The organism is Streptomyces sp. AC602_WCS936, from assembly GCF_019049125.1.
Taxonomy (GTDB): Bacteria; Actinomycetota; Actinomycetes; order Streptomycetales; family Streptomycetaceae; genus Streptomyces.
In genome coordinates this window covers 410,147-427,660 of record NZ_JAGMUF010000054.1, presented here as the reverse complement: position 1 = coordinate 427,660, position 17,514 = coordinate 410,147, and the positions used below count along the sequence as shown (strand labels likewise).

At 73.9% G+C, this 17,514-nt stretch carries 19 protein-coding genes; 7 read left to right on the top strand and 12 right to left on the bottom strand.

Annotation, left to right across the window (positions count from 1 at the left end; all coding sequences use genetic code 11):
• Window positions 1-20: 20 nt before the first annotated feature.
• The gene (sigJ, locus tag KUM03_RS19325; protein WP_217250492.1) at window positions 21-908 is read left to right on the top strand and encodes an RNA polymerase sigma factor SigJ; all 888 of its coding nucleotides are present in this window, start codon (window positions 21-23) and stop codon (window positions 906-908) included.
• Between the two features lie 200 nt (window positions 909-1,108).
• Window positions 1,109-1,870 (top strand): GntR family transcriptional regulator, encoded by a 762-nt coding sequence (locus tag KUM03_RS19320; protein WP_217250491.1) that lies wholly within the window; start codon window positions 1,109-1,111, stop codon window positions 1,868-1,870.
• Window positions 1,871-1,894: 24 nt separating this feature from the next.
• Here KUM03_RS19320 and KUM03_RS19315 read toward each other — a convergent pair whose 3' ends face one another.
• The 3 genes from KUM03_RS19315 to KUM03_RS19305 form a co-directional block, all read right to left on the bottom strand.
• Window positions 1,895-3,049: an ROK family transcriptional regulator gene (locus KUM03_RS19315; protein WP_217250490.1), complete on the bottom strand. Its 1,155-nt coding sequence runs from the start codon at window positions 3,047-3,049 to the stop codon at window positions 1,895-1,897.
• A gap of 105 nt (window positions 3,050-3,154) precedes the next feature.
• Entirely contained in the window at window positions 3,155-3,817 is a 663-nt protein-coding gene (locus tag KUM03_RS19310; protein ID WP_217250489.1) for a response regulator transcription factor, read from the bottom strand.
• A gap of 14 nt (window positions 3,818-3,831) precedes the next feature.
• Complete coding sequence (locus KUM03_RS19305; protein ID WP_217250488.1) at window positions 3,832-4,989, bottom strand: sensor histidine kinase; 1,158 nt, start codon at window positions 4,987-4,989, stop codon at window positions 3,832-3,834.
• A 107-nt stretch (window positions 4,990-5,096) separates the two neighbouring features.
• Here KUM03_RS19305 and KUM03_RS19300 point away from each other — a divergent pair, with 107 nt between their 5' ends.
• Genes KUM03_RS19300 through KUM03_RS19290 form a run of 3 tightly spaced genes read left to right on the top strand, consistent with a single transcriptional unit; the run spans window position 5,097 to window position 7,214 of the window.
• Window positions 5,097-6,017, top strand: coding sequence for an ABC transporter ATP-binding protein (locus KUM03_RS19300; protein ID WP_217250487.1), 921 nt, complete (start codon window positions 5,097-5,099; stop codon window positions 6,015-6,017).
• A gap of 2 nt (window positions 6,018-6,019) precedes the next feature.
• Entirely contained in the window at window positions 6,020-6,745 is a 726-nt protein-coding gene (locus tag KUM03_RS19295) for an ABC transporter permease (RefSeq protein WP_217250486.1), read from the top strand.
• 58 nt (window positions 6,746-6,803) lie between these two features.
• Window positions 6,804-7,214 (top strand): hypothetical protein, encoded by a 411-nt coding sequence (locus tag KUM03_RS19290; protein WP_217250484.1) that lies wholly within the window; start codon window positions 6,804-6,806, stop codon window positions 7,212-7,214.
• Window positions 7,215-7,221: 7 nt separating this feature from the next.
• On the opposite strand, the gene mug is transcribed toward KUM03_RS19290, so the two are convergent.
• The 7 genes from mug to KUM03_RS19255 form a co-directional block, all read right to left on the bottom strand.
• The gene (gene mug / locus KUM03_RS19285) at window positions 7,222-7,773 is read right to left on the bottom strand and encodes a G/U mismatch-specific DNA glycosylase (protein ID WP_217250612.1); all 552 of its coding nucleotides are present in this window, start codon (window positions 7,771-7,773) and stop codon (window positions 7,222-7,224) included.
• Window positions 7,770-9,212, bottom strand: a complete 1,443-nt coding sequence (purB, locus tag KUM03_RS19280; RefSeq protein ID WP_217250482.1) for an adenylosuccinate lyase — start codon at window positions 9,210-9,212, stop codon at window positions 7,770-7,772. The genes mug and purB overlap by 4 nt, the downstream gene beginning before the upstream one ends.
• Before the next feature lie 85 nt (window positions 9,213-9,297).
• The gene (locus KUM03_RS19275; protein WP_217250481.1) at window positions 9,298-10,080 is read right to left on the bottom strand and encodes an SGNH/GDSL hydrolase family protein; all 783 of its coding nucleotides are present in this window, start codon (window positions 10,078-10,080) and stop codon (window positions 9,298-9,300) included.
• A 658-nt stretch (window positions 10,081-10,738) separates the two neighbouring features.
• Entirely contained in the window at window positions 10,739-11,752 is a 1,014-nt protein-coding gene (locus KUM03_RS19270; RefSeq protein WP_217250479.1) for a hemolysin family protein, read from the bottom strand.
• Window positions 11,749-13,107: a hemolysin family protein gene (locus KUM03_RS19265; RefSeq protein ID WP_217250477.1), complete on the bottom strand. Its 1,359-nt coding sequence runs from the start codon at window positions 13,105-13,107 to the stop codon at window positions 11,749-11,751. Before KUM03_RS19265 ends, KUM03_RS19270 begins: the two co-directional genes overlap by 4 nt.
• 123 nt (window positions 13,108-13,230) lie before the next feature.
• A complete protein-coding gene (locus tag KUM03_RS19260; protein WP_217250476.1) occupies window positions 13,231-13,680 on the bottom strand; it encodes a GNAT family N-acetyltransferase in 450 nt (149 codons plus the stop codon).
• A gap of 100 nt (window positions 13,681-13,780) precedes the next feature.
• Window positions 13,781-14,671: an LLM class F420-dependent oxidoreductase gene (locus tag KUM03_RS19255; protein WP_217250474.1), complete on the bottom strand. Its 891-nt coding sequence runs from the start codon at window positions 14,669-14,671 to the stop codon at window positions 13,781-13,783.
• 141 nt (window positions 14,672-14,812) lie between these two features.
• Here KUM03_RS19255 and KUM03_RS19250 point away from each other — a divergent pair, with 141 nt between their 5' ends.
• Together KUM03_RS19250 and KUM03_RS19245 are read left to right on the top strand one after the other, a co-directional pair.
• A complete protein-coding gene (locus KUM03_RS19250) occupies window positions 14,813-15,046 on the top strand; it encodes a toxin-antitoxin system HicB family antitoxin (protein WP_217250471.1) in 234 nt (77 codons plus the stop codon).
• Window positions 15,047-15,070: 24 nt separating this feature from the next.
• Window positions 15,071-15,445: a hypothetical protein gene (locus tag KUM03_RS19245; protein ID WP_043375502.1), complete on the top strand. Its 375-nt coding sequence runs from the start codon at window positions 15,071-15,073 to the stop codon at window positions 15,443-15,445.
• On the opposite strand, the gene KUM03_RS19240 is transcribed toward KUM03_RS19245, so the two are convergent.
• The gene (locus KUM03_RS19240; protein WP_217250470.1) at window positions 15,446-16,135 is read right to left on the bottom strand and encodes a class I SAM-dependent methyltransferase; all 690 of its coding nucleotides are present in this window, start codon (window positions 16,133-16,135) and stop codon (window positions 15,446-15,448) included.
• Window positions 16,136-16,797: 662 nt separating this feature from the next.
• Window positions 16,798-17,514: a dethiobiotin synthase gene (gene bioD, locus KUM03_RS19235; RefSeq protein ID WP_217250468.1), complete on the bottom strand. Its 717-nt coding sequence runs from the start codon at window positions 17,512-17,514 to the stop codon at window positions 16,798-16,800.

Sequence of the window (17,514 nt, the reverse complement as noted above, 5' to 3'; positions counted from 1 at the left end):
GCGTCCGCTGGGATGGAACGGTGACCACCGAAACCGCCACCGACATCTTCGAAGAGCACCGCCCCGTCCTCCTGGGCGTCGCCTACCGCATGCTGGGCCGCCTCGCCGACGCGGAGGACGTGGTCCAGGAGGCCTGGCTGCGCTGGTCCGGCGCCGACCGCTCCGCCGTCCGCGAGCCGCGCGGCTACCTGGTGCGGACCACCACCCGCCTGGCCATCGACCGGCTGCGCCAGATCAAGTCGCGGGGCGAGACGTACGTCGGACCGTGGCTGCCCGAGCCCTGCGCCACGGACTTCGGGCAGACCGTGCCGGACACCGCCGAGCGCGCCGTCCTCGCCGACTCGGTGTCCCTCGCCGTCCTCGTGGTGCTGGAATCGCTGTCCCCGCTGGAACGTGCGGTGTTCGTCCTGCGGGAGGCGTTCGGCTACCCCTACGCCGACATCGCCGCCGTGCTGGAGCGCGGGGAGGCCGCGGTGCGCCAGCTCGCCGGGCGCGCCCGCAAGCACGTCGAGGAGCGCCGGCCGCGCTACGACGTCGACCCGGCCCAGCGCCGGGACCTGACCGAACGCTTCCTCGCCGCCGCGACCGACGGTGACCTGGACGGGCTGATGGCCCTGCTCGCACCGGACGTCCGGCTGGTCGGCGACAGCGGCGGCAAGTCAAAGGCGCCGCTGCGGGTGCTGCACAGCGCCGACAAGGTGGGCCGCTTCCTGCTCGGCGCCGCACGCAAGGGCATTCCGGACGCCTCCTTCCGCTTCCTGGAGCTCAACGGCGGACCGGCCCTGCTGGTCCTGTCCGGGGACAAGCCGGACTCCGTCTTCCAGCTCGACGTCGTCGACGGGCGGGTCCAGTCGATCTACGTCATCCGCAACCCCGACAAGCTGCGTCACCTGGCCGACCTCGGCTAGCCGCACCACACCGCGGCACCCCGCCCACCGGCCGCGAGCCCCGAAAGCCCCCGTCCCACGACGGGGGCTTTCGCCGTCCGGTCGCCGGATTGGTCTTGACCAAGGGGGTGGGCCGCCTTATCGTCGCAGAGAACTGCAACAACCTTTAATAAACAAGGGCGCCAAAACGCCGCCGGACCACGGCGATTGCGGAGGACAGGGTGGGGACCACGCAGTTGGAATCGGTACCGGAACCGAAGTACTGGCACCTCAGGACCGTACTGAGCGAGGCCCTGGACTCGGAGTTCTCGGTGGGCGAGATCCTCCCCAACGAGCGCGACCTCGCCGCCCGCTTCGGCGTCGCCCGCGCCACGCTCCGCCAGGCCCTGGAGCAGCTCGAACTGGAAGGCCGCCTCCAGCGCCGCCGCGGCGTCGGCACGACCGTCGCCCCGCCGCGCGTCGGCGTGGCCGTGGGCACCGCGCAGCACGCCTGGCCGGGAACGGCCGACGACGCCTGGGAAGCCACCGGCTGCGAGCTCGCGACGCCGCCCGCGGCGGTCGCCGACGCCCTGGGCACCGCCCGCGACGAGCCCGTCCACACCGTCCGCCGCTCCCGCGTGACGCACGGCCAGCCCGTCGCCGCCGAACTGCTCTACGTCCCGCCGTCCTCGGTGCCCGACCTCACCGCCATCGACACGCCCGCCGCGGCCGCACGCGCGCGTGCCGTCCTGCGCGAACTGCAGCGCGGCGAACTGGAGCGCCGGGACAGCGCCGTGGAGCTGGGATCGGCCGGCGCCGAGGACGCGAAGGAGCTGGACCGCCTCCCGGGAGCGCCCGTCCTCGTCGTCACCACCCGCTACCTCGCCGAGGGCCGCACCGCCGCGCTCTCCGTCGCCACCTACCGCGCCGACACCTGCCGGCTGACCTTCGGGGACTCCGGCGACGTGGAGATCCACCACGGCCCCCAGACCCGGGCCTCCTGAGCGGCCGGCCCGGACCCCCGCGGCTCAGCGGCGTGCCGTGGCGCCCTCCACGGCGAACAACTGCTCCTCGACGTGATCGAGGGCGAGGCGCAGCGCGCCCGTCGCCACGGCGGCCTCACCAAGGAGGGACAGGGCGACCTTCGGCGGACGCAGGCAGTAGCGGGCCAGCTCGCGCCGCAACGGTTCCAGCACGTCGTCCAGCCCGGCCGCCCAGCCTCCGATGACGACCAGCTCCGGATCGAGGGCCAGCACCATCGCCGCCACGTCGTGCACCAGCCGGTGGATGTACCGTTCGACGGCCGCGCGGGCCCGCTGGTCGCCCCGCCGGGCCTCGGCGAACACCTCGGCGACCGCCTGCTCGTCCAGCGGATGCAGCGGCTCGTCCGTGGTGGACAGCAGGGTCTCCGGCGTCACGTCCCGGCCCAGCAGGTGCAGCGCGCCGGTCTCGCCCGCCGCCCCGCCGTACCCCCGGTGCAGCCGCCCGCCGATCAGCGACCCGGCCCCGGGGCTCAGCCCGGCCAGCACGAACACGATGTCGTCGGACTCGGTGGCGGCGCCCTTCCAGTGCTCGGCGACCGCCGCCGCGTTCGCGTCGTTCTCCACCAGCACCGGACACTTGAAGGAACGGCTCAGCCGCTCGCCCAGGCGCAGCCCCGTCCACTCGGGCAGCGCGGTGCTCAGCCGCACCGTGCCGTCCGCCTCCACGATCCCGGGCGAGGCGGCGCCCACCGCCCGCAGCGAGCCACGCGCCACACCGGCCCGGCGCAGCAGTTCGGCGACCGCGGTGCGCACCCGCTCCAGCCGCTCGTCGGCCGGCGCGCTCACGTCTACGTCCTTGGCCTGGGCGCCGATCACCCGGCCGTCCAGGTCGGACAGGAGCGCGGCCACGCGGTGCGGACCGATCTCCAGCCCCAGCAGGTGCCCGGCCTCCGCCCGGAACCGGAACCGCCGCGCGGGCCGCCCCTGCCTGCGGGCCGTACGCTCGTCGGCGGCGGCCTCGACGACCAGGCCCGCCTCGATCAGCCCCTCGACGACGCCCTCGACGGTGGGCCGGGACAGTCCCGTCACCCGAGTGATCTCGGTCAGCGTCGCGCAGTCCGTGGCCCGCAACGCGTGCAGCACCACAGCGGAGTTGATCCTCCGCAGCAGCGACGGGTCCCCGCCGGTCAGCCCGCCCAACTCCGTCCTCCCAGCTCGTGCGCGTGTTGGGCGGATGGTACTCGGCCCGCTCCGCCCCGGCGAGTGCCGGTCCGCCCCTGCCCGTCCGGCACCGGCACCGGCACCTCAGCCGGGTGCCACGAACCCCGACTCGTACGCCGTGATCACCGCCTGCGTGCGGTCCCGCGCCCCCAGCTTCCCCAGTACCGCGCTCACGTGCGACTTCACCGTCTCCGTGCCGACCACCAGCCGGGCGGCGATCTCCGCGTTCGACAGCCCGCGCGCCATCAGCCGCAGCACATCGCCCTCCCGCTCGGTCAGCTGCGCCCGCTCCAGCAGCGCGCGGGCGGCGCGGTTGCCGCCGCCGTCGCCGTACTCGGCGGCCAGTCGCCGCACCGACGCCGGGAACAGCAAGGACTCGCCGTCCGCGATCAGCCGTACCGCGTGCACGATCTCGGCCGGGCGGGCCCGCTTCAGCAGGAACCCGTCGGCGCCCGCGCGCAGCGCCTCGTACACGTACTCGTCGTTCTCGAAGGTCGTCACCACGAGGATCTTCGGCGGGTCGGTCATCGTCCGCAGCAGCGCCCGCGTGGCCTCGATCCCGTCCAGCAGCGGCATCCGGACGTCCATGGCGACCACGTCCGGCCGCACCTGCCGCACCAGCGGAATCACCGCCGCCCCGTCGGCCGCCTCCCCGACCACCTCGATGTCCGGCTGCGCCTCCAGCACTGCCCGCAGACCCGCGCGTACCAGGGGTTCGTCGTCGACGAGGAGCACTCTGACCGGCATCCGCCCAGCGTAGATCAGCCCGGCGGCAGCTCGACGCGCACCTCCCAGTCACCGGCGCCGTCCGGGCCCGTGTGCGCCCGCCCGCCCAGCAGCGCGGCCCGCTCGCGTATCCCGCGCAGTCCGCTGCCGCGGCCGGGCGCGGCCCTTCCGTCCGGCAATGGATTGCGCACCTCCAGAGTGAGCGCGCCGTCCGCGACCTCGACCCGCACCCGGGTCGGCACGGCACCCGCGTGCCGCAGCACATTGGTCAGCGCCTCCTGGAGGATGCGGTAGCCCTCGCGCGAGACCGGACCCGGCAGGGTCTCCAGCGGACCGGTGACCTCGGCGTCGACCTTGGCGCCGGAGGCCCGGGCTGACTCCAGGAGGCGGTCGGCGTCCGCGAGCGTCGGCCGGGCGCTCACGGGCCGCTCCGCCTCCCGCAGGACGCCGAGCACCCGTTCCAGATCCTCCAGCGCGGCCCGGCCGGTCTCCTCGATCGCGGTCAGCGCGCGGTCGGTGAACTCGGGACTGTTCGCCGCGCGGGCGGCCCCCGCCTGGACGACGGCGACGGTCAGCGCGTGGCCGATGGAGTCGTGCAGCTCGCGGGCGATGCGGTTGCGTTCCAGGAGCTGTTCGGTGCGCTCCTCCAGGGCGGTGAGCCGCTCGGCGGCGGAGGGACCGAGCAGCGCACGGGCCCCCGCCGTCGCCAGGAGGCCGAGGCCGACCACGGCGCCGTACAGGGCGAGGAGGGGAAGCGGCGCGAGGAGCGCGTAGGCCCAGTGCGGCGCCGCGTCCCGCAGCACCGGTATGTCGTCGACCCGGTGCCCCGCGGCGTGCCTGACCAGTTCCACGCTGAGGATCGGCAGCCAGACGCAGGCGCCCGCGGTCAACAGCCCGAGGACGAGGCGGCCTTGCAGCCACACCACCGTGCGCAGCCGGTCCCGCCAGGTCGCCGACGGGGCCACAGAGAAGCCGCCGTCCTCTTGACCCGGCGTGAGGAGCCACCGTGCCTGCACGCCTTCGCCGGTACGCACCGCCGGAATGAGACCGACCGGGACCAGAAGGGCCGCCGGCACCCACATGTTGGTGTCGTCGATGAGCGCCCACACGCTCACGATCAGCATCGGCACCCACAGGTACACGAGCCGTGTGTAAGTAGCCCCCCGGAACAGCGGGCGCAGGAAGCGGACCATTCGCACATCGTGCCAGCCGCCACTGACACCCGGCTCCCCCGCACGGGGGAGACGATCTCCACCGGCGGGGGAGGACCCGCCCCCGTACGGACCGGCACGCTGAAGCCATGACCAGCATCGACGTCCAGAACCTCACCAAGGAGTACGGCACCCGACGAGCCGTCGACGACCTCACCTTCACCGTCCGCCCCGGCCGCGTCACCGGCTTCCTCGGCCCCAACGGCGCCGGGAAGTCCACCACCATGCGCTTGGTCCTCGGCCTCGACCGGCCGACCTCCGGCACCGCGACCGTCGGCGGACGTTCCTACGCCGCCCTCGACGAGCCGCTGCGGCACGTGGGCGCCCTGCTCGACGCTGATGCCGCCCACGGCTCCCGCACCGGCCGTGACCACCTGCGCGTCCTCGCCGCGAGCAACCGCCTTCCCGCACGCCGGGTCGACGAGGTGCTGGAGGAGACCGGCATCGCGTCGGTGGCGCGCCGCCGGGTGAGGACGTACTCCCTGGGCATGCGCCAGCGGCTCGGCATCGCCGCCGCGCTGCTGGGCGACCCGGAGGTGGTGATGCTGGACGAGCCCTCCAATGGACTGGACCCCGAGGGCATCATCTGGATCCGCGAACTGCTGCGCCGGCTCGCGGCCGAGGGACGCACCGTCCTGGTCTCCAGCCACCTGATGAACGAGACCGCGTCCTTCGCCGACCACCTGGTCGTCCTCGGCCGGGGCCGCCTGCTCGCCGACACCCCGATGCGGGAGTTCATCGACGCGCGCGTGCAGCCCAGTGTCCGCGTCCGGACCTCGGACGCCACCGCGCTCAAGGCCGCTCTCGCCCGGCACGGGCACGAGGCGGTGGAAGACGGCGACGGGTACTGGACCGTGCCGCACGCACGCGTGGACGACATCGGCCGCGCCATGTCCGGTGCCGGCGTCCCGATCCTCGAACTGAGCTCGACGGAAGGCACCTTGGAACAGGCCTACCTCGACCTGACGGCCGCCGAGACCGAGTTCACCGCACAGCCCCAGGAGGCCTGACCATGCACTTCGCACCCGTACTCCGCTCCGAGGCGCTCAAGGTGCTCACCCTGCGCTCGCTGTGCGGCACGCTGCTGGCCGTGTTCGCCTGCACCACCGCCTTCTCCGCGCTGGCGGGGGTCTCCGACACCTCGGACCCGGACTTCGATCCGCTGTTCATGGCCCTCTCCGGCGTTATGCCCGGTCAGATCGCCGCCATCGCGTTCGGCGCCATGGTCGTGTCGGCCGAGTACCAGGGCAACGGAATCCGCCTGTCCCTGGCCGCCGTGCCACAGCGCGGGCGGTGGTTCGCGGCGAAGCTGGTCGTCGTCGCCGTACCGGCCCTCGTGGTCGGCCTGCTCACCTCGTTCACCGCCCTCGTCGCCGCCCGGGCGGGCCTCGGCGCGGCTGCGGACGGGCTCACCATGGGCGAGCAGGTGCGCGGTGTCGTGGGATGCGGGATCTACTTCATGCTGATGGCCCTGCTCGCGGCGGGCCTGACCGCCCTCTTCCGCAGTGGCGTGGCCACCCTGTCCACCCTGATCCCGTTCATCCTCATCATCGCCTTCGTGATCGGCGACGCGGCGGGCGGCGCCACGGAATTCCTGCCGGACCAGGCCGGACAGGTGGTCATCCACCAGACGCACGACGGGATCCTGGGGCCCTGGACGGGGCTCGCCGTGACAGCGGTCTGGGCGGCGGCCGCCCTCGTCGCCGGCGCCTGGCGGCTGCGCGGCCGGGACGCGTGACACCGAGGGCCGCCTGACGCCCCGCCAATTGTCAGTGGCGGCCGGTTTACTGGACGGCATGGACATCGCGCGGCGCATCGCCCTCATCGACGAGCTGTGCTTCCGCCCCTTCCCGGCGGAGCACGGCCACTTCGTGGCGGTGCTGGAGAGCAGCCACGGCCTGCGCGACGGTGACCAGGGGGAGCGGGCGGCGACCGTGGAGCAGTACGAGAAGTACCGCGACGCCCTCCACGAGCGCCTCGCCACGCGCTGGGGGGAGACGGAGCCCTGGAACCTCCAGACGGTCCTCCTGCGGACCGAGCGGGAGGAGATACCCGAGCCGTGGGCCGCCCTCAGCGCCCGGGCGCGCCTGGCGTCCCTGTGGGAGGCCGAGGGGACCGGCCGCTGGGTCGCGCTCGCCGTCGCCGACCTGGACGAGACCGACGAGGTGCAGTTGCTGGCCCTCGTGACGCAGGAGGCGCCCCCGTGACCCCGGACTACCCCTCCGTGTCCGCCGCGGTCCGCAGCCGGGCGAATTCCTCCGCCATGGTCTGCGCGGTCCAGTGCGCGTTGAGACCGCTGGGGTTGGGCAGCACCCAGATCCGCGTGTCCCCGATCATCCGCTCCTGCGGTCCCACCTGGGCCTTCTTGTCGTCGAACGCCGCGCGGTACGCGGTGACACCGACGACGGCCAGCCAGCGGGGCCGCAGCCGCGCCACCTTCAGCGCCAGCAGCCGGCCGCCCTCCCGGTACTCCTCGGCGGTCAGCTCGTCCGCCCGCGCGCTGGCCCGCTGGACGACGTTCGTGATCCCGAGCCCGTACGACAGCAGCTCTCCCTGCTCCGACGGCTTCAGCAGCCGCGGGGTGAACCCGGACAGATGCAGCACCGGCCAGAAGCGGTTGCCCGGGCGGGCGAAGTGGTGGCCGGTCGCCGCCGTCATCAGACCGGGGTTGATGCCGCAGAACAGCACGCGCAGGCCGTCCGCGACGACGTCCGGGACGAGACGGTCGCGGGCGGCCTCCAGCTCCGCCGGGGTGAAGCGCGTCAGAGGATCGCTCCGGGCGTGTATCCCGCGGCCTCCGGGCGCTGCTTGACGATCTCCTCGATCCGGCCGACGACGACGCCGACCTGGGCGGCCGCCGCGCCCGTGAAGGACAGCTTGTCGGCCATCAGCGCCTCCAGACCGGCGCGGTCCAGCGGGATGCGCTCGTCGGCGGCCAGCTTGTCGAGCAGCTCGTTGCGCTCGGCGCCCTGCTCGCGCATCGCCAGCGCGGAGGCGACGGCGTTCTCCTTGATCGCCTCGTGGGCGACCTCGCGGCCCACCCCGGCCCGCACCGCGCCCATCAGCACCTTGGTGGTGGCCAGGAACGGCAGGTAGCGGTCCAGCTCCCGGGCCACGACGGCCGGGAAGGCACCGAACTCGTCGAGCACGGTCAGGAACGTCTCCAGCAGCCCGTCCAGCGCGAAGAACGCGTCGGGCAGGGCCACCCGGCGGACCACCGAGCAGGACACGTCGCCCTCGTTCCACTGGTCGCCCGCCAGCTCGCCGGTCATCGACGCGTAGCCGCGCAGGATGACCATCAGGCCGTTGACGCGCTCGCAGGAGCGGGTGTTCATCTTGTGCGGCATCGCCGAGGAGCCGACCTGGCCGGGCTTGAAGCCCTCGGTGACCAGCTCGTGCCCGGCCATCAGCCGGATCGTCTTCGCCAGCGACGACGGCGCCGCCGCGAGCTGCACCAGCGCGGTGACGACCTCGTAGTCCAGGGAGCGCGGGTAGACCTGGCCGACCGAGGTGAACGCCTCGGAGAAGCCCAGGTGACCGGCGATCCGCCGCTCCAGCTCCGCGAGCTTGTCCGCGTCCCCGCCGAGCAGGTCCAGCATGTCCTGCGCGGTGCCGACCGGGCCCTTGATGCCGCGCAGCGGGTAGCGGCCCAGCAGCTCCTCCACCCGGCCGTACGCGACCAGCAGCTCGTCGGCGGCGGTGGCGAACCGCTTGCCCAGCGTCGTGGCCTGCGCGGCGACGTTGTGGGAGCGGCCGGCCATGACCAGCTCGGCGTACTCGCCGGACAGCTTGCCGAGGCGGGCCAGGACGGCCACCGAGCGGTCGCGGACCAGCTCCAGCGACAGCCGGACCTGCAGCTGCTCGACGTTCTCCGTCAGGTCCCGGGAGGTCATGCCCTTGTGCACGTGTTCGTGCCCGGCGAGGTCGTTGAACTCCTCGATCCGCGCCTTCACGTCGTGCCGGGTGACCTTCTCGCGCTCGGCGATCGAGGCGAGGTCGACCTGGTCGAGGACGCGCTCGTAGTCGGCGATCGCGGTGTCGGGCACCTCGATGCCGAGGTCCTTCTGGGCCCGCAGCACGGCGAGCCAGAGCTGCCGCTCCAGCTTCACCTTCTGCTCGGGCGACCAGAGCGTGGCGAGCTCGGCGGAGGCGTAGCGTCCGGCGAGGACGTTCGGGATGCGGGGCTTGGCGGGAGCGGAAGTCACGTAGCGAAAGTTTACTGGCGATTCCTGCAGGCCGACGCCACGGGGTTCCTCGTCGGAACCTACGAGAGCGCCGTGACCTGGACGATCACGGTGTCAGGTCCTCGTACGGCAGCAGTTCGGGACGCTTCGCTGGGCGCCCGTCACCGGACGAGCGGCCGGTCAGCCTGCGGCCGATCCAGGGCAGCAGGTACTGCCGGGCGAACCGGACGTCCGCGGTCCGGCGCATGACCCAGCCGGGCGGCGGCGTCGGCGGGACCGGCGCGTGCCAGTCGGGGTCCTCGGGCTCGTAACCGAGCGACTGCCACACGGCCTCGGCGACCCGTCGGTGCCCCTCGGCGGTCAGATGCAGCCGGTCCACGTCCCACAGCCGCGGGTCGGCCAGCGACTGGGCGCCGTACAGGTCGACGACCACGGCGCCGTGGCGCGCGGACAGGTCGTCGATGATCGCGAAGAGCGCCTCCATACGCGGCCGGAACCGCTCCAGCACGGGGCCCTGGCGGCCCGGGCTGCGCATCAGCACCAGCTGCTTGCAGTTCGGGGCGAGCCCCTCCACGGCCTGCGTCAGCAGGTCCCGTACCCGGGCCATGTCGCACTTGGGCCGCAGGGTGTCGTTGAGGCCGCCGACCAGAGTGATCACGTCGGCCCCCATGGCCGCCGCCACGTCGACCTGCTCGTCGACGATCTGCCCGATGAGCTTGCCGCGCACGGCGAGGTTCGCGTACCGGAAGCCGGGGGAGCGGGCCGCCATCCGTGCGGCGAGGAGGTCGGCCCAGCCCCGGTAGGAGCCGTCCGGGAGCAGGTCCGACATGCCCTCGGTGAAGGAGTCACCGACGGCGACGAGACTGGTGTGGGTGGGGTTCGTCTGCATGGCGACAGAAATGGTAGCCCCACGCACATACCCGACGGTCGGTCACCCTCGGAAGAAGCCGCTCCTGCCGCCCTCGGACGCCGCTGCCGTCGCTCTCCGACGACCTGCTCCGCCGCCGGGCGGGTGACGGGTACGGCCGCGGGCCCGCCCCACCGGACAGGGCGCGCCCGTTCCACCGGTCCTGCCGCAGGCGCCCGGCCCGGTCGGCGTTCCGCCGGTCCGATCGCGGCCCGTGGTCCGGCGGGCCTTTCCGCCGCTCCGGCGGCGGCCTCCCCTGCCCGCCGGTCAGGCAGCGGTCCGTCTCCGCCGGTCCTGCCGCGAGGTCTTCTGCTGGTCCCCGGTGGCAGCCGTCCTGGCCGGTCCGAGGCGAGTGCCGTCCGCTGGTCAGGCAGCGGTCCGTCTCCGCTGGTCCTGCCGCGGGGTCTTCTGCTGGTCTCCGGTGGCAGCCGTCCTGGCCGGTCCGAGGCGAGTGCCGTCCGCTGGTCAGGCAGCGGTCCGTCTCCGCTGGTCCTGCCGCGAGGTCTTCTGCTGGTCTCCGGTGGCAGCCGTCCTGGCCGGTCCGGGGCGAGTGCCGTCCGCTGGTCCGGTGGCAGTCGGCTCCGGGTGTCCCGCCCCGGGCCTCGTCGCGGCCCGGTCGCGAGCCCGCTCCCCACCGGCTTCAGGGCCGCTGCCCGAACAGCTCCCTCAGTACGTCCTCCATCGTCACCAGCCCCGCCAGCCGCCCGTCGGACCCGAGGACGGCCGCCAGATGGGTGCGGCTGCGGCGCATCGCGGTGAGCACGTCGTCCAGCGGGGTGCTCTCCCGTACCCGCGCGATGGGCCGCATGTCGCCGAGCCGGAACGGCAGGTCCCGCGGCGAGGCGTCCAGGGCGTCCTTCACGTGCAGGTAGCCGACGATGCGCCGCCCGTCGTCGACGACGGGGAAGCGGGAGAACCCGGACTGCGCCGACAGCCGCTCCAACTGCTCCGGAGTGATGCCCACGCGCGCGTGGACGACCCGCTCCAGCGGCAGCACCACGTCCCGCACCGGACGCCGGCCCAGCTCCAGCGCGTCGTGCAGCCGCTCCTGGGCCCGGTCGTCGATCAACCCGGCCTCACTGGCGTCCTTGACGATCTCGGCCAGTTCCGCGTCCGTGAAGGTCGCCGAGACCTCGTCCTTCGTCTCCACCCTGAGCAGCTTGAGCAGCGCGTTCGCGAAGGCGTTGATCGTGAAGATCACCGGGCGCAGCGCCCGGGACAGTGCCACCAGCGGAGGGCCGAGCAGCAGCGCGCTGCGCACCGGCTCGGCCAGGGCGATGTTCTTCGGGACCATCTCGCCGAGCAGCATGTGCAGGTACGTCGCCAGCGCGAGGGCGATCACGAACGACACCGCGTGCCCCGCGCCGGAGGGCACGCCCACCGCGTGGAACACCGGTTCCAGCAGGTGCGCGATCGCCGGTTCGGCGACCACGCCGAGGACGAGCGTGCACAGGGTGATGCCGAGCTGGGCCGCCGCCATCAGCGCCGACACGTGCTCCAGACCCCACAGCACGCTCCTCGCCCGCCGGTCGCCCTCCTCGGCGTACGGCTCGACCTGGCTGCGGCGCACGGAGATCAGGGCGAACTCGGCGCCGACGAAGAACGCGTTGACGACGAGCGTCGCCAGACCGATCAGCAGCTGTACGGCCGTCACCGCCCCGCCTCCCCTTCGTCGGCGCTCTCGTCGTCGGCGGCGCGCGCGTCTGCGAGCGGCGCGTGCAGCAGCACTCGGGCCGCCCTGCGTCCCGTGGCGTCCACGACGTCCAGCCGCCAGCCCGCGACCTCCAGGCTGTCGCCGACGGCCGGGATGCGGCCCAGCCCGGCCGCGACCAGCCCGGCGACCGTCTCGTACGGCCCCTCGGGCACCTTGAGCCCCAGGCGCGCGAGCCGGTCCACGCGTGCCGCGCCGTCGGCCCGGTACAGCGCGCGGCCCTGCTCGTCCGTGCCGGCCGGGTCCAGCTCGGGCGTCTCGTGCGGATCGTGCTCGTCCCGCACCTCGCCGACGACCTCCTCGACGATGTCCTCCAGCGTCGCCACGCCCGCCGTCCCGCCGTACTCGTCGATCACGACGGCCATCGTGCGCCGCCCGGAGAGCCGGTCCAGCAGCCGGTCGACGGTCAGCGACTCCGGGACCAGCAGCGGCTCGCGCATCAGCTCGGCGACCGGCAGCCCCGCCCGCCGGTCGGCGGGCACCGCCAGTACGTCCTTGACGTGGGCGGTCCCCACCACGGCGTCGAGGGTGTCCCGGAACACGGGGAACCGGGACAGCCCGGTCGCCCGCGTCGCGTTCGCCACGTCCTCGCACGTCGCCCGGGCGTCGAGGGCGACGACCTGGACGCGCGGGGTCATCACGTTCTGTGCCGTCAGGTCGGCCAGGTTCAGCGTCCGTACGAACAACTCGGCGGTGTCGGCCTCCAGCGCGCCCTCCTTGGCCGAGTGCCGGGCGAGCGCCGCCAGTTCCTGCGGCCCGCGGGCGGACGCCAGCTCCTCGGCGGGCTCGACGCCGAACCGGCGCACCAGCCGGTTGGCCGTGTTGTTCAGGTGGGTGATGAAGGGCCGGAAGGCCGCGCTGAACCAGCGCTGCGGGCCGCCCACCCGCCTCGCGACCGCCAGCGGGGAGGAGATCGCCCAGTTCTTCGGCACCAGCTCTCCGACGATCATCAGGAAGACCGTCGACAGGCCGGTGCCCAGCACCAGCGCCAGCGAGGAGGCCGCCGAGTCCGACATCCCCGCGCTCTGCAGCGGACCCGAGATCAGCGCGGCGACCGAGGGCTCGGCGAGCATGCCGACCACCAGGTTGGTCACGGTGATGCCGAGCTGGGCCCCCGACAGCTGGAACGTCAGGTTCCGTACGGCCTTCAGCGCGCTCGTCGCGCCCCGCTCGCCCCGCCGGGCGGCCCGCTCCAGTTCACCGCGCTCCACGGTGGTCAGCGAGAACTCGGCCGCGACGAAGGCGCCGCACATGAGCGAGAGCAGGACCGCCACCAGCAGCAGGAGCACTTCCGTCATCGGGTCACCTCGGATCCATGATCGGCCAGGCCGCCGGGGTCCGCGCGATGTCGTGCGCCGACGGAGGCACCGGCCGGGGTGTCGCCGATGAGGGTTCGCTCATGCGCCGTCGCTCACAGCCTTTCAGTCGGTGAGTGAGTCGGTGAGTGAGTCGGTGAGGGGCTTCACCCAGCGTCGCCACTGTTCCTCGGGCGCGTACCCGGCGGCCCGCCAGGCATGCTGCGCCCGCTCGTTGCGCCGCAGCACCATCGCGTCCCCGCGGCGCCCGCCGAGCCGTACGAACCTTTCCTCCGCGGCCGCCAGCAGGGCGGAGCCGATCCCCTGACGCCGGTGGCCGGGGTGCACGGCCAGCCGGTACAGATGACAGCGCCAGCCGTCGAAGCCGGCGATCACCGTGCCCACCAGCTCCCCGTCCCGCTCGGCCAGGATCAGCGCCTCGGGATCGCGGGCGACGAGCCGCTCCACTCCTTCCCGGTCGTCGCTGATGCTCGTACCCTCGGCGGCCGTCTTCCAGAAGGCCAGCACGACGTCCAGGTCCTCGGGCCCGGCGGCCCGTACGCGCAGGTCGGTCATTCCGCGATCCCACCACGCACGGCGCGCGCCCACGCGCGAATTCCGGCATGCGGACGGCCGGGACCGCCTGTGCCGGGGGCTGCCTGGGTCGCCGGGAGCGTCAGTCGCCGCGCAGCGCCCGCATCACCGGGGCGAAGGCCTCCATGTACGGCTCCAGCACCGTCAGGTACGTGAACCCGTACCGCTCCCGCTGTGCCCGCACCCGCGCGGTGATCTCCCCCACGGTGCCCGCCAGGAAGATGGGCAGCTCCAGCACCTGGTCCGTGGTCAGGTCCGGCAGGTACTCGAGGAAGGGGCGGACGGCGGCCTCGCGGTCCTCGGTCACGACGACCATCTGGATCAGCAGGTTCAGCTCGGCCGGTTCCTTGCGGTCCGCCGCGAAGTCCAGGTACCGGGCGACGCGCTCGTCGAGCTCGTCGGCGGTGACGGGCGCCAGCTGCCCCGTCGTGCTGCCCCGCACCGTACGCCCGCCCGTGAACGCCGCGATGTCGGCGTGCCGGGCCGTCAGCTCCAGCATCCGGTCACCGTTGCCACCGATCAGCAGCGGCACCCCGGACCGCTGCGCCGGGCGCGGCAGGTGCTCCTCGTCGCCGAGCAGCCGCTCCAGCTCCTCGACGGTGCGCCGCAGGTGGTCCACCCGCTCGCCCGGCGAGCCGAACGGCAGCCCGGCCGTGTCGTGCTCCGCCCGCACGTAGCCGGTGCCCAGCCCGAGCTCCAGGCGTCCGCCCGTCAGGGCGTCCGTGGTGGCCACCTCCCGCGCCAGCAGGGCGGGGTTCCAGAAGCCGGCGTTGAGCACGAAGGTCCCCAGCCTGGGGCGGTCGGTGGCGCGGGCCGCAGCGACGAGCGCCGGGAACGGGGCCACCATGCCGAGGTGGTCCGGGACCTGGATGACGTCGTACCCCAGTTCCTCGGCCCGCCGGCACTTCGCGCTCCACTCCTCGGCCGGTGCGGGGACCGTCAGGTTGACACCGAAGCGGTACGGACGCGACATGAACTCTCCTCGCACGGACGGCGGTTCGGGGCACCGGCAGTCAATCACCCGAGGGTGAGGGGCGCCAGCGCGCGCGAACGCGACGCGGGTGGTACCGCGCCGCCCTTGCCCCTGCTAGCGTTTCGGCGCTAGCTTCGGGGTATGGCGAAGACCAGGAAGGCCCAGCTGAACGTGCGGGTGGACGAGGGCACCGCCCAAGCCGCCCGGGAACGGGCTGTGGCACGGGGGATGAGCGTCAACCGCTACATCGAGGAACTGGTCCGGCAGGACACCGGCGAGGCCGGCCGCACCTTCGTGGACGCGGCCGCCGACTTCATGCGGCAGTACGAGAAGGTGTTCGCCGAAGAGGTCGGCGAGGGCCAGGGCCGCCGCTGATCCGTCGTACGAACCCGGAACCGGATGAACGACCTCACGATCGACCTCGCCTGGCTGCTGATGCTCGCCGAACAGCGCACCCCCGGAGACCCCCAGGTCACCGACTGGGGCGCCCTCGTCGCGGCGGTCGCCCGCCACCGGGCCGAGATATTCGACACCCCCGTCTACGACGGTCCGCACGCCCGCGCGGCCGCGCTGCTCCAGCTGCTGATCCACGTCCCCGCCCTGGAACGCTCCAACGCCCTGTTCGCCTCCGCGGTCGCCTACGCCTACCTGGTCGCCAGCGGGGTCCGGATCGTCACCACGGCCGAGCAGGTCCGGGACCTCGCCCTGCTGGTCAAGAACGGCGACGCGTCGGTCGACGACATCGCCGACGAGCTGCGCCGGTGGAGTGCGTGACTACGCCCCGTCGCCGGGCGGACGCCACGCCGTGCCGAGCACGCAGTACGAACTCGGCAGCGCCGGCCCGTTCTCCGGCATCATCGTCCGCCGGTAGGGCCCCAGCGTGAAACCGGCCTCCCGCAGCGCGGCAATCGGCTCGCGGGACAGGTGACAGCCGCCGCTGAGCGGGGGCCACAGCGTCCGGTCCAGCGCGCGCTGGGTGAAGGTCATCACCCGGCCGCCGCCCCGGCCGTGCTCGAAGAACCGCACCTCGCCGCCGGGCCGCAGCACCCGCCTCAGTTCGCTCAGCGCGCGTGGCACGTCGCGGACGCTGCACAGCACCAGCGACACCACGGCCGCGTCGAACGCCTCGCTCTTGACCGGCAGCGCCTCCGCGGCGCCCGGCGCCACGTCCACCGGTACCTGGGCGCGCAGCGCCGCCTCCACGGCCAACTGCCGCAGCACGCGCTCCGGTTCGACGGCGACTACCTCGGAGACGGTGCCCGGGTAGTGGGAGAAGTTCAGCCCGTTGCCCGCGCCGACCTCGATCACCCGCCCGGACAGTCCGGCGAGCAGCCGCTCGCGCACGCGGCCCATGCCCATCCGGGTCTCGGCGCTCACACTGAACCGGGCGTAGTAGCGGGCGAACAGCGGATGGTGCACGGCGTCCCGCGGCACCGCGCGGGAACGGGCGGATCGCAATGGCATGGGACCTCCCTCACGAGGTGGTGCCTTACCGCGATTGTCCCCCGCACCCACGCCCCGCACCCACCGCGCGGGGGGCGGGTTCTGCCCGGGGGCGGCGAGTCTTCTGCCGTTGGGGGCCTGGGCGTCACCGCGCGGGTGCCACTCCACGCGCCGCCGCGAGGGTGCCGGGTCTCATCCGGGCGTGCCGAGCGCCTCCGCCGTGGCGGCGCCTGGGCGTCACCGTGCAGGTTCCGCCTTCGCGTGCCGCGTCTCGGGAGCGGTGGGTTCCGCTCGCGCTTGCCGAGTCGGTCGGTGCGGGGTGTGCTCGCGCTGAGCCGTGCGGGTTTCGCTTTCGTGCGCCGCCGCGCGGGTGGCGGGTTCCGTCCGGGGGCGGCGAGGCTTCTGCCGTTGGGGGCCTGGGCGTCACCACAGTGCGGTTCTGTCTTCGTGTGCCGCGTCTCGGGAGCGGTGGGCTCGGTTCGCGCTTGCCGAGTCGGTCGGTGCGGGGTGTGCTCGCGCTGAGCCGTGCGGGTTTCGCTTTCGTGCGCCGCCGCGCGGACGGCCGGTTCCGCCGTCGCCCGCCACGGCGGCCCCGTCCGCACGGAGCAGCGCGAGCTTGCCGTCGCGGCCGCCACCTGGCGAGCCCCGCCGGTGCGCCGCACCAGGCGCAGCGGCCTCGCGGGTCAGGGCGCCTCCCGGCGTCCGAACGCCTCCGCGTCCCACGTGCCCTGCAGCCGTGGTGCCAGCCAGTGGGGTGCCGCCGAGCGGAAGGCGGGCGGTGGGAGGGTCGCCGCGCCGGCGGGAACGGCGCCCAGGAGCGGCGCGCCGGCCACGTCGGGAAGGTCCGCGAGGTTGCAGCGTGCGGCCAGGTCCGGCGACCCGGGCCAGCTGCCGATCACCACGCCCGGCAGCTCCAGGCCGCGGGAGCGCAGCTCACGCGCGGTCAGCTCCGTGGTGTTCAGCGTGCCGAGCCCGGCCGAGGCCACCAGCAGCACCGGCGCGTCCAGCAGACCGGCGACGTCCGCCAGCGTCCCGCCGGCCGCGTCGAAGCGTACGAGCAGCCCGCCCGCACCCTCGACCAGGACCAGGTCGTGCTCGGTGGCCAGCTTGCCCGCCGCCTCGGCCACCTCGTGCGGGCGCACGGGCGCCCGGCCGGCCCGGCGCGCCGCCGTGGCCGGGGCCAGCGGCTCCGGATAGCGGGCGACCTCCGCCGTCGTCACGGCGCCCGCGAGCCGCGCGACCTCCTGGGCGTCCCCGGGCTCGTCCGGCCGTACGCCCGTCTGCGCGGCTTTCAGCACGGCCACCGACCGCCCGGCCGCCAGCGCCGTCGCGGCGACGGCCGCGGTCACGACCGTCTTGCCGATCTCCGTGCCCGTTCCCGTGATCACCAGTACCGGCAT

What these genes read in the sequence shown, in the direction of transcription:
- KUM03_RS19310 (WP_217250489.1), bottom strand. Translation starts at nt 3,817, where the DNA reads ATGCCGGTCAGAGTGCTCCTCGTCGACGACGAACCCCTGGTACGCGCG.
- KUM03_RS19305 (WP_217250488.1), bottom strand. Translation starts at nt 4,989, where the DNA reads ATGGTCCGCTTCCTGCGCCCGCTGTTCCGGGGGGCTACTTACACACGG.
- KUM03_RS19300 (WP_217250487.1), top strand. Translation starts at nt 5,097, where the DNA reads ATGACCAGCATCGACGTCCAGAACCTCACCAAGGAGTACGGCACCCGA.
- KUM03_RS19295 (WP_217250486.1), top strand. Translation starts at nt 6,020, where the DNA reads ATGCACTTCGCACCCGTACTCCGCTCCGAGGCGCTCAAGGTGCTCACC.
- KUM03_RS19290 (WP_217250484.1), top strand. Translation starts at nt 6,804, where the DNA reads ATGGACATCGCGCGGCGCATCGCCCTCATCGACGAGCTGTGCTTCCGC.
- KUM03_RS19275 (WP_217250481.1), bottom strand. Translation starts at nt 10,080, where the DNA reads ATGCAGACGAACCCCACCCACACCAGTCTCGTCGCCGTCGGTGACTCC.
- KUM03_RS19265 (WP_217250477.1), bottom strand. Translation starts at nt 13,107, where the DNA reads ATGACGGAAGTGCTCCTGCTGCTGGTGGCGGTCCTGCTCTCGCTCATG.
- KUM03_RS19260 (WP_217250476.1), bottom strand. Translation starts at nt 13,680, where the DNA reads ATGACCGACCTGCGCGTACGGGCCGCCGGGCCCGAGGACCTGGACGTC.
- KUM03_RS19255 (WP_217250474.1), bottom strand. Translation starts at nt 14,671, where the DNA reads ATGTCGCGTCCGTACCGCTTCGGTGTCAACCTGACGGTCCCCGCACCG.
- KUM03_RS19250 (WP_217250471.1), top strand. Translation starts at nt 14,813, where the DNA reads ATGGCGAAGACCAGGAAGGCCCAGCTGAACGTGCGGGTGGACGAGGGC.
- KUM03_RS19245 (WP_043375502.1), top strand. Translation starts at nt 15,071, where the DNA reads ATGAACGACCTCACGATCGACCTCGCCTGGCTGCTGATGCTCGCCGAA.
- KUM03_RS19240 (WP_217250470.1), bottom strand. Translation starts at nt 16,135, where the DNA reads ATGCCATTGCGATCCGCCCGTTCCCGCGCGGTGCCGCGGGACGCCGTG.
- bioD (WP_217250468.1), bottom strand. Translation starts at nt 17,514, where the DNA reads ATGCCGGTACTGGTGATCACGGGAACGGGCACGGAGATCGGCAAGACG.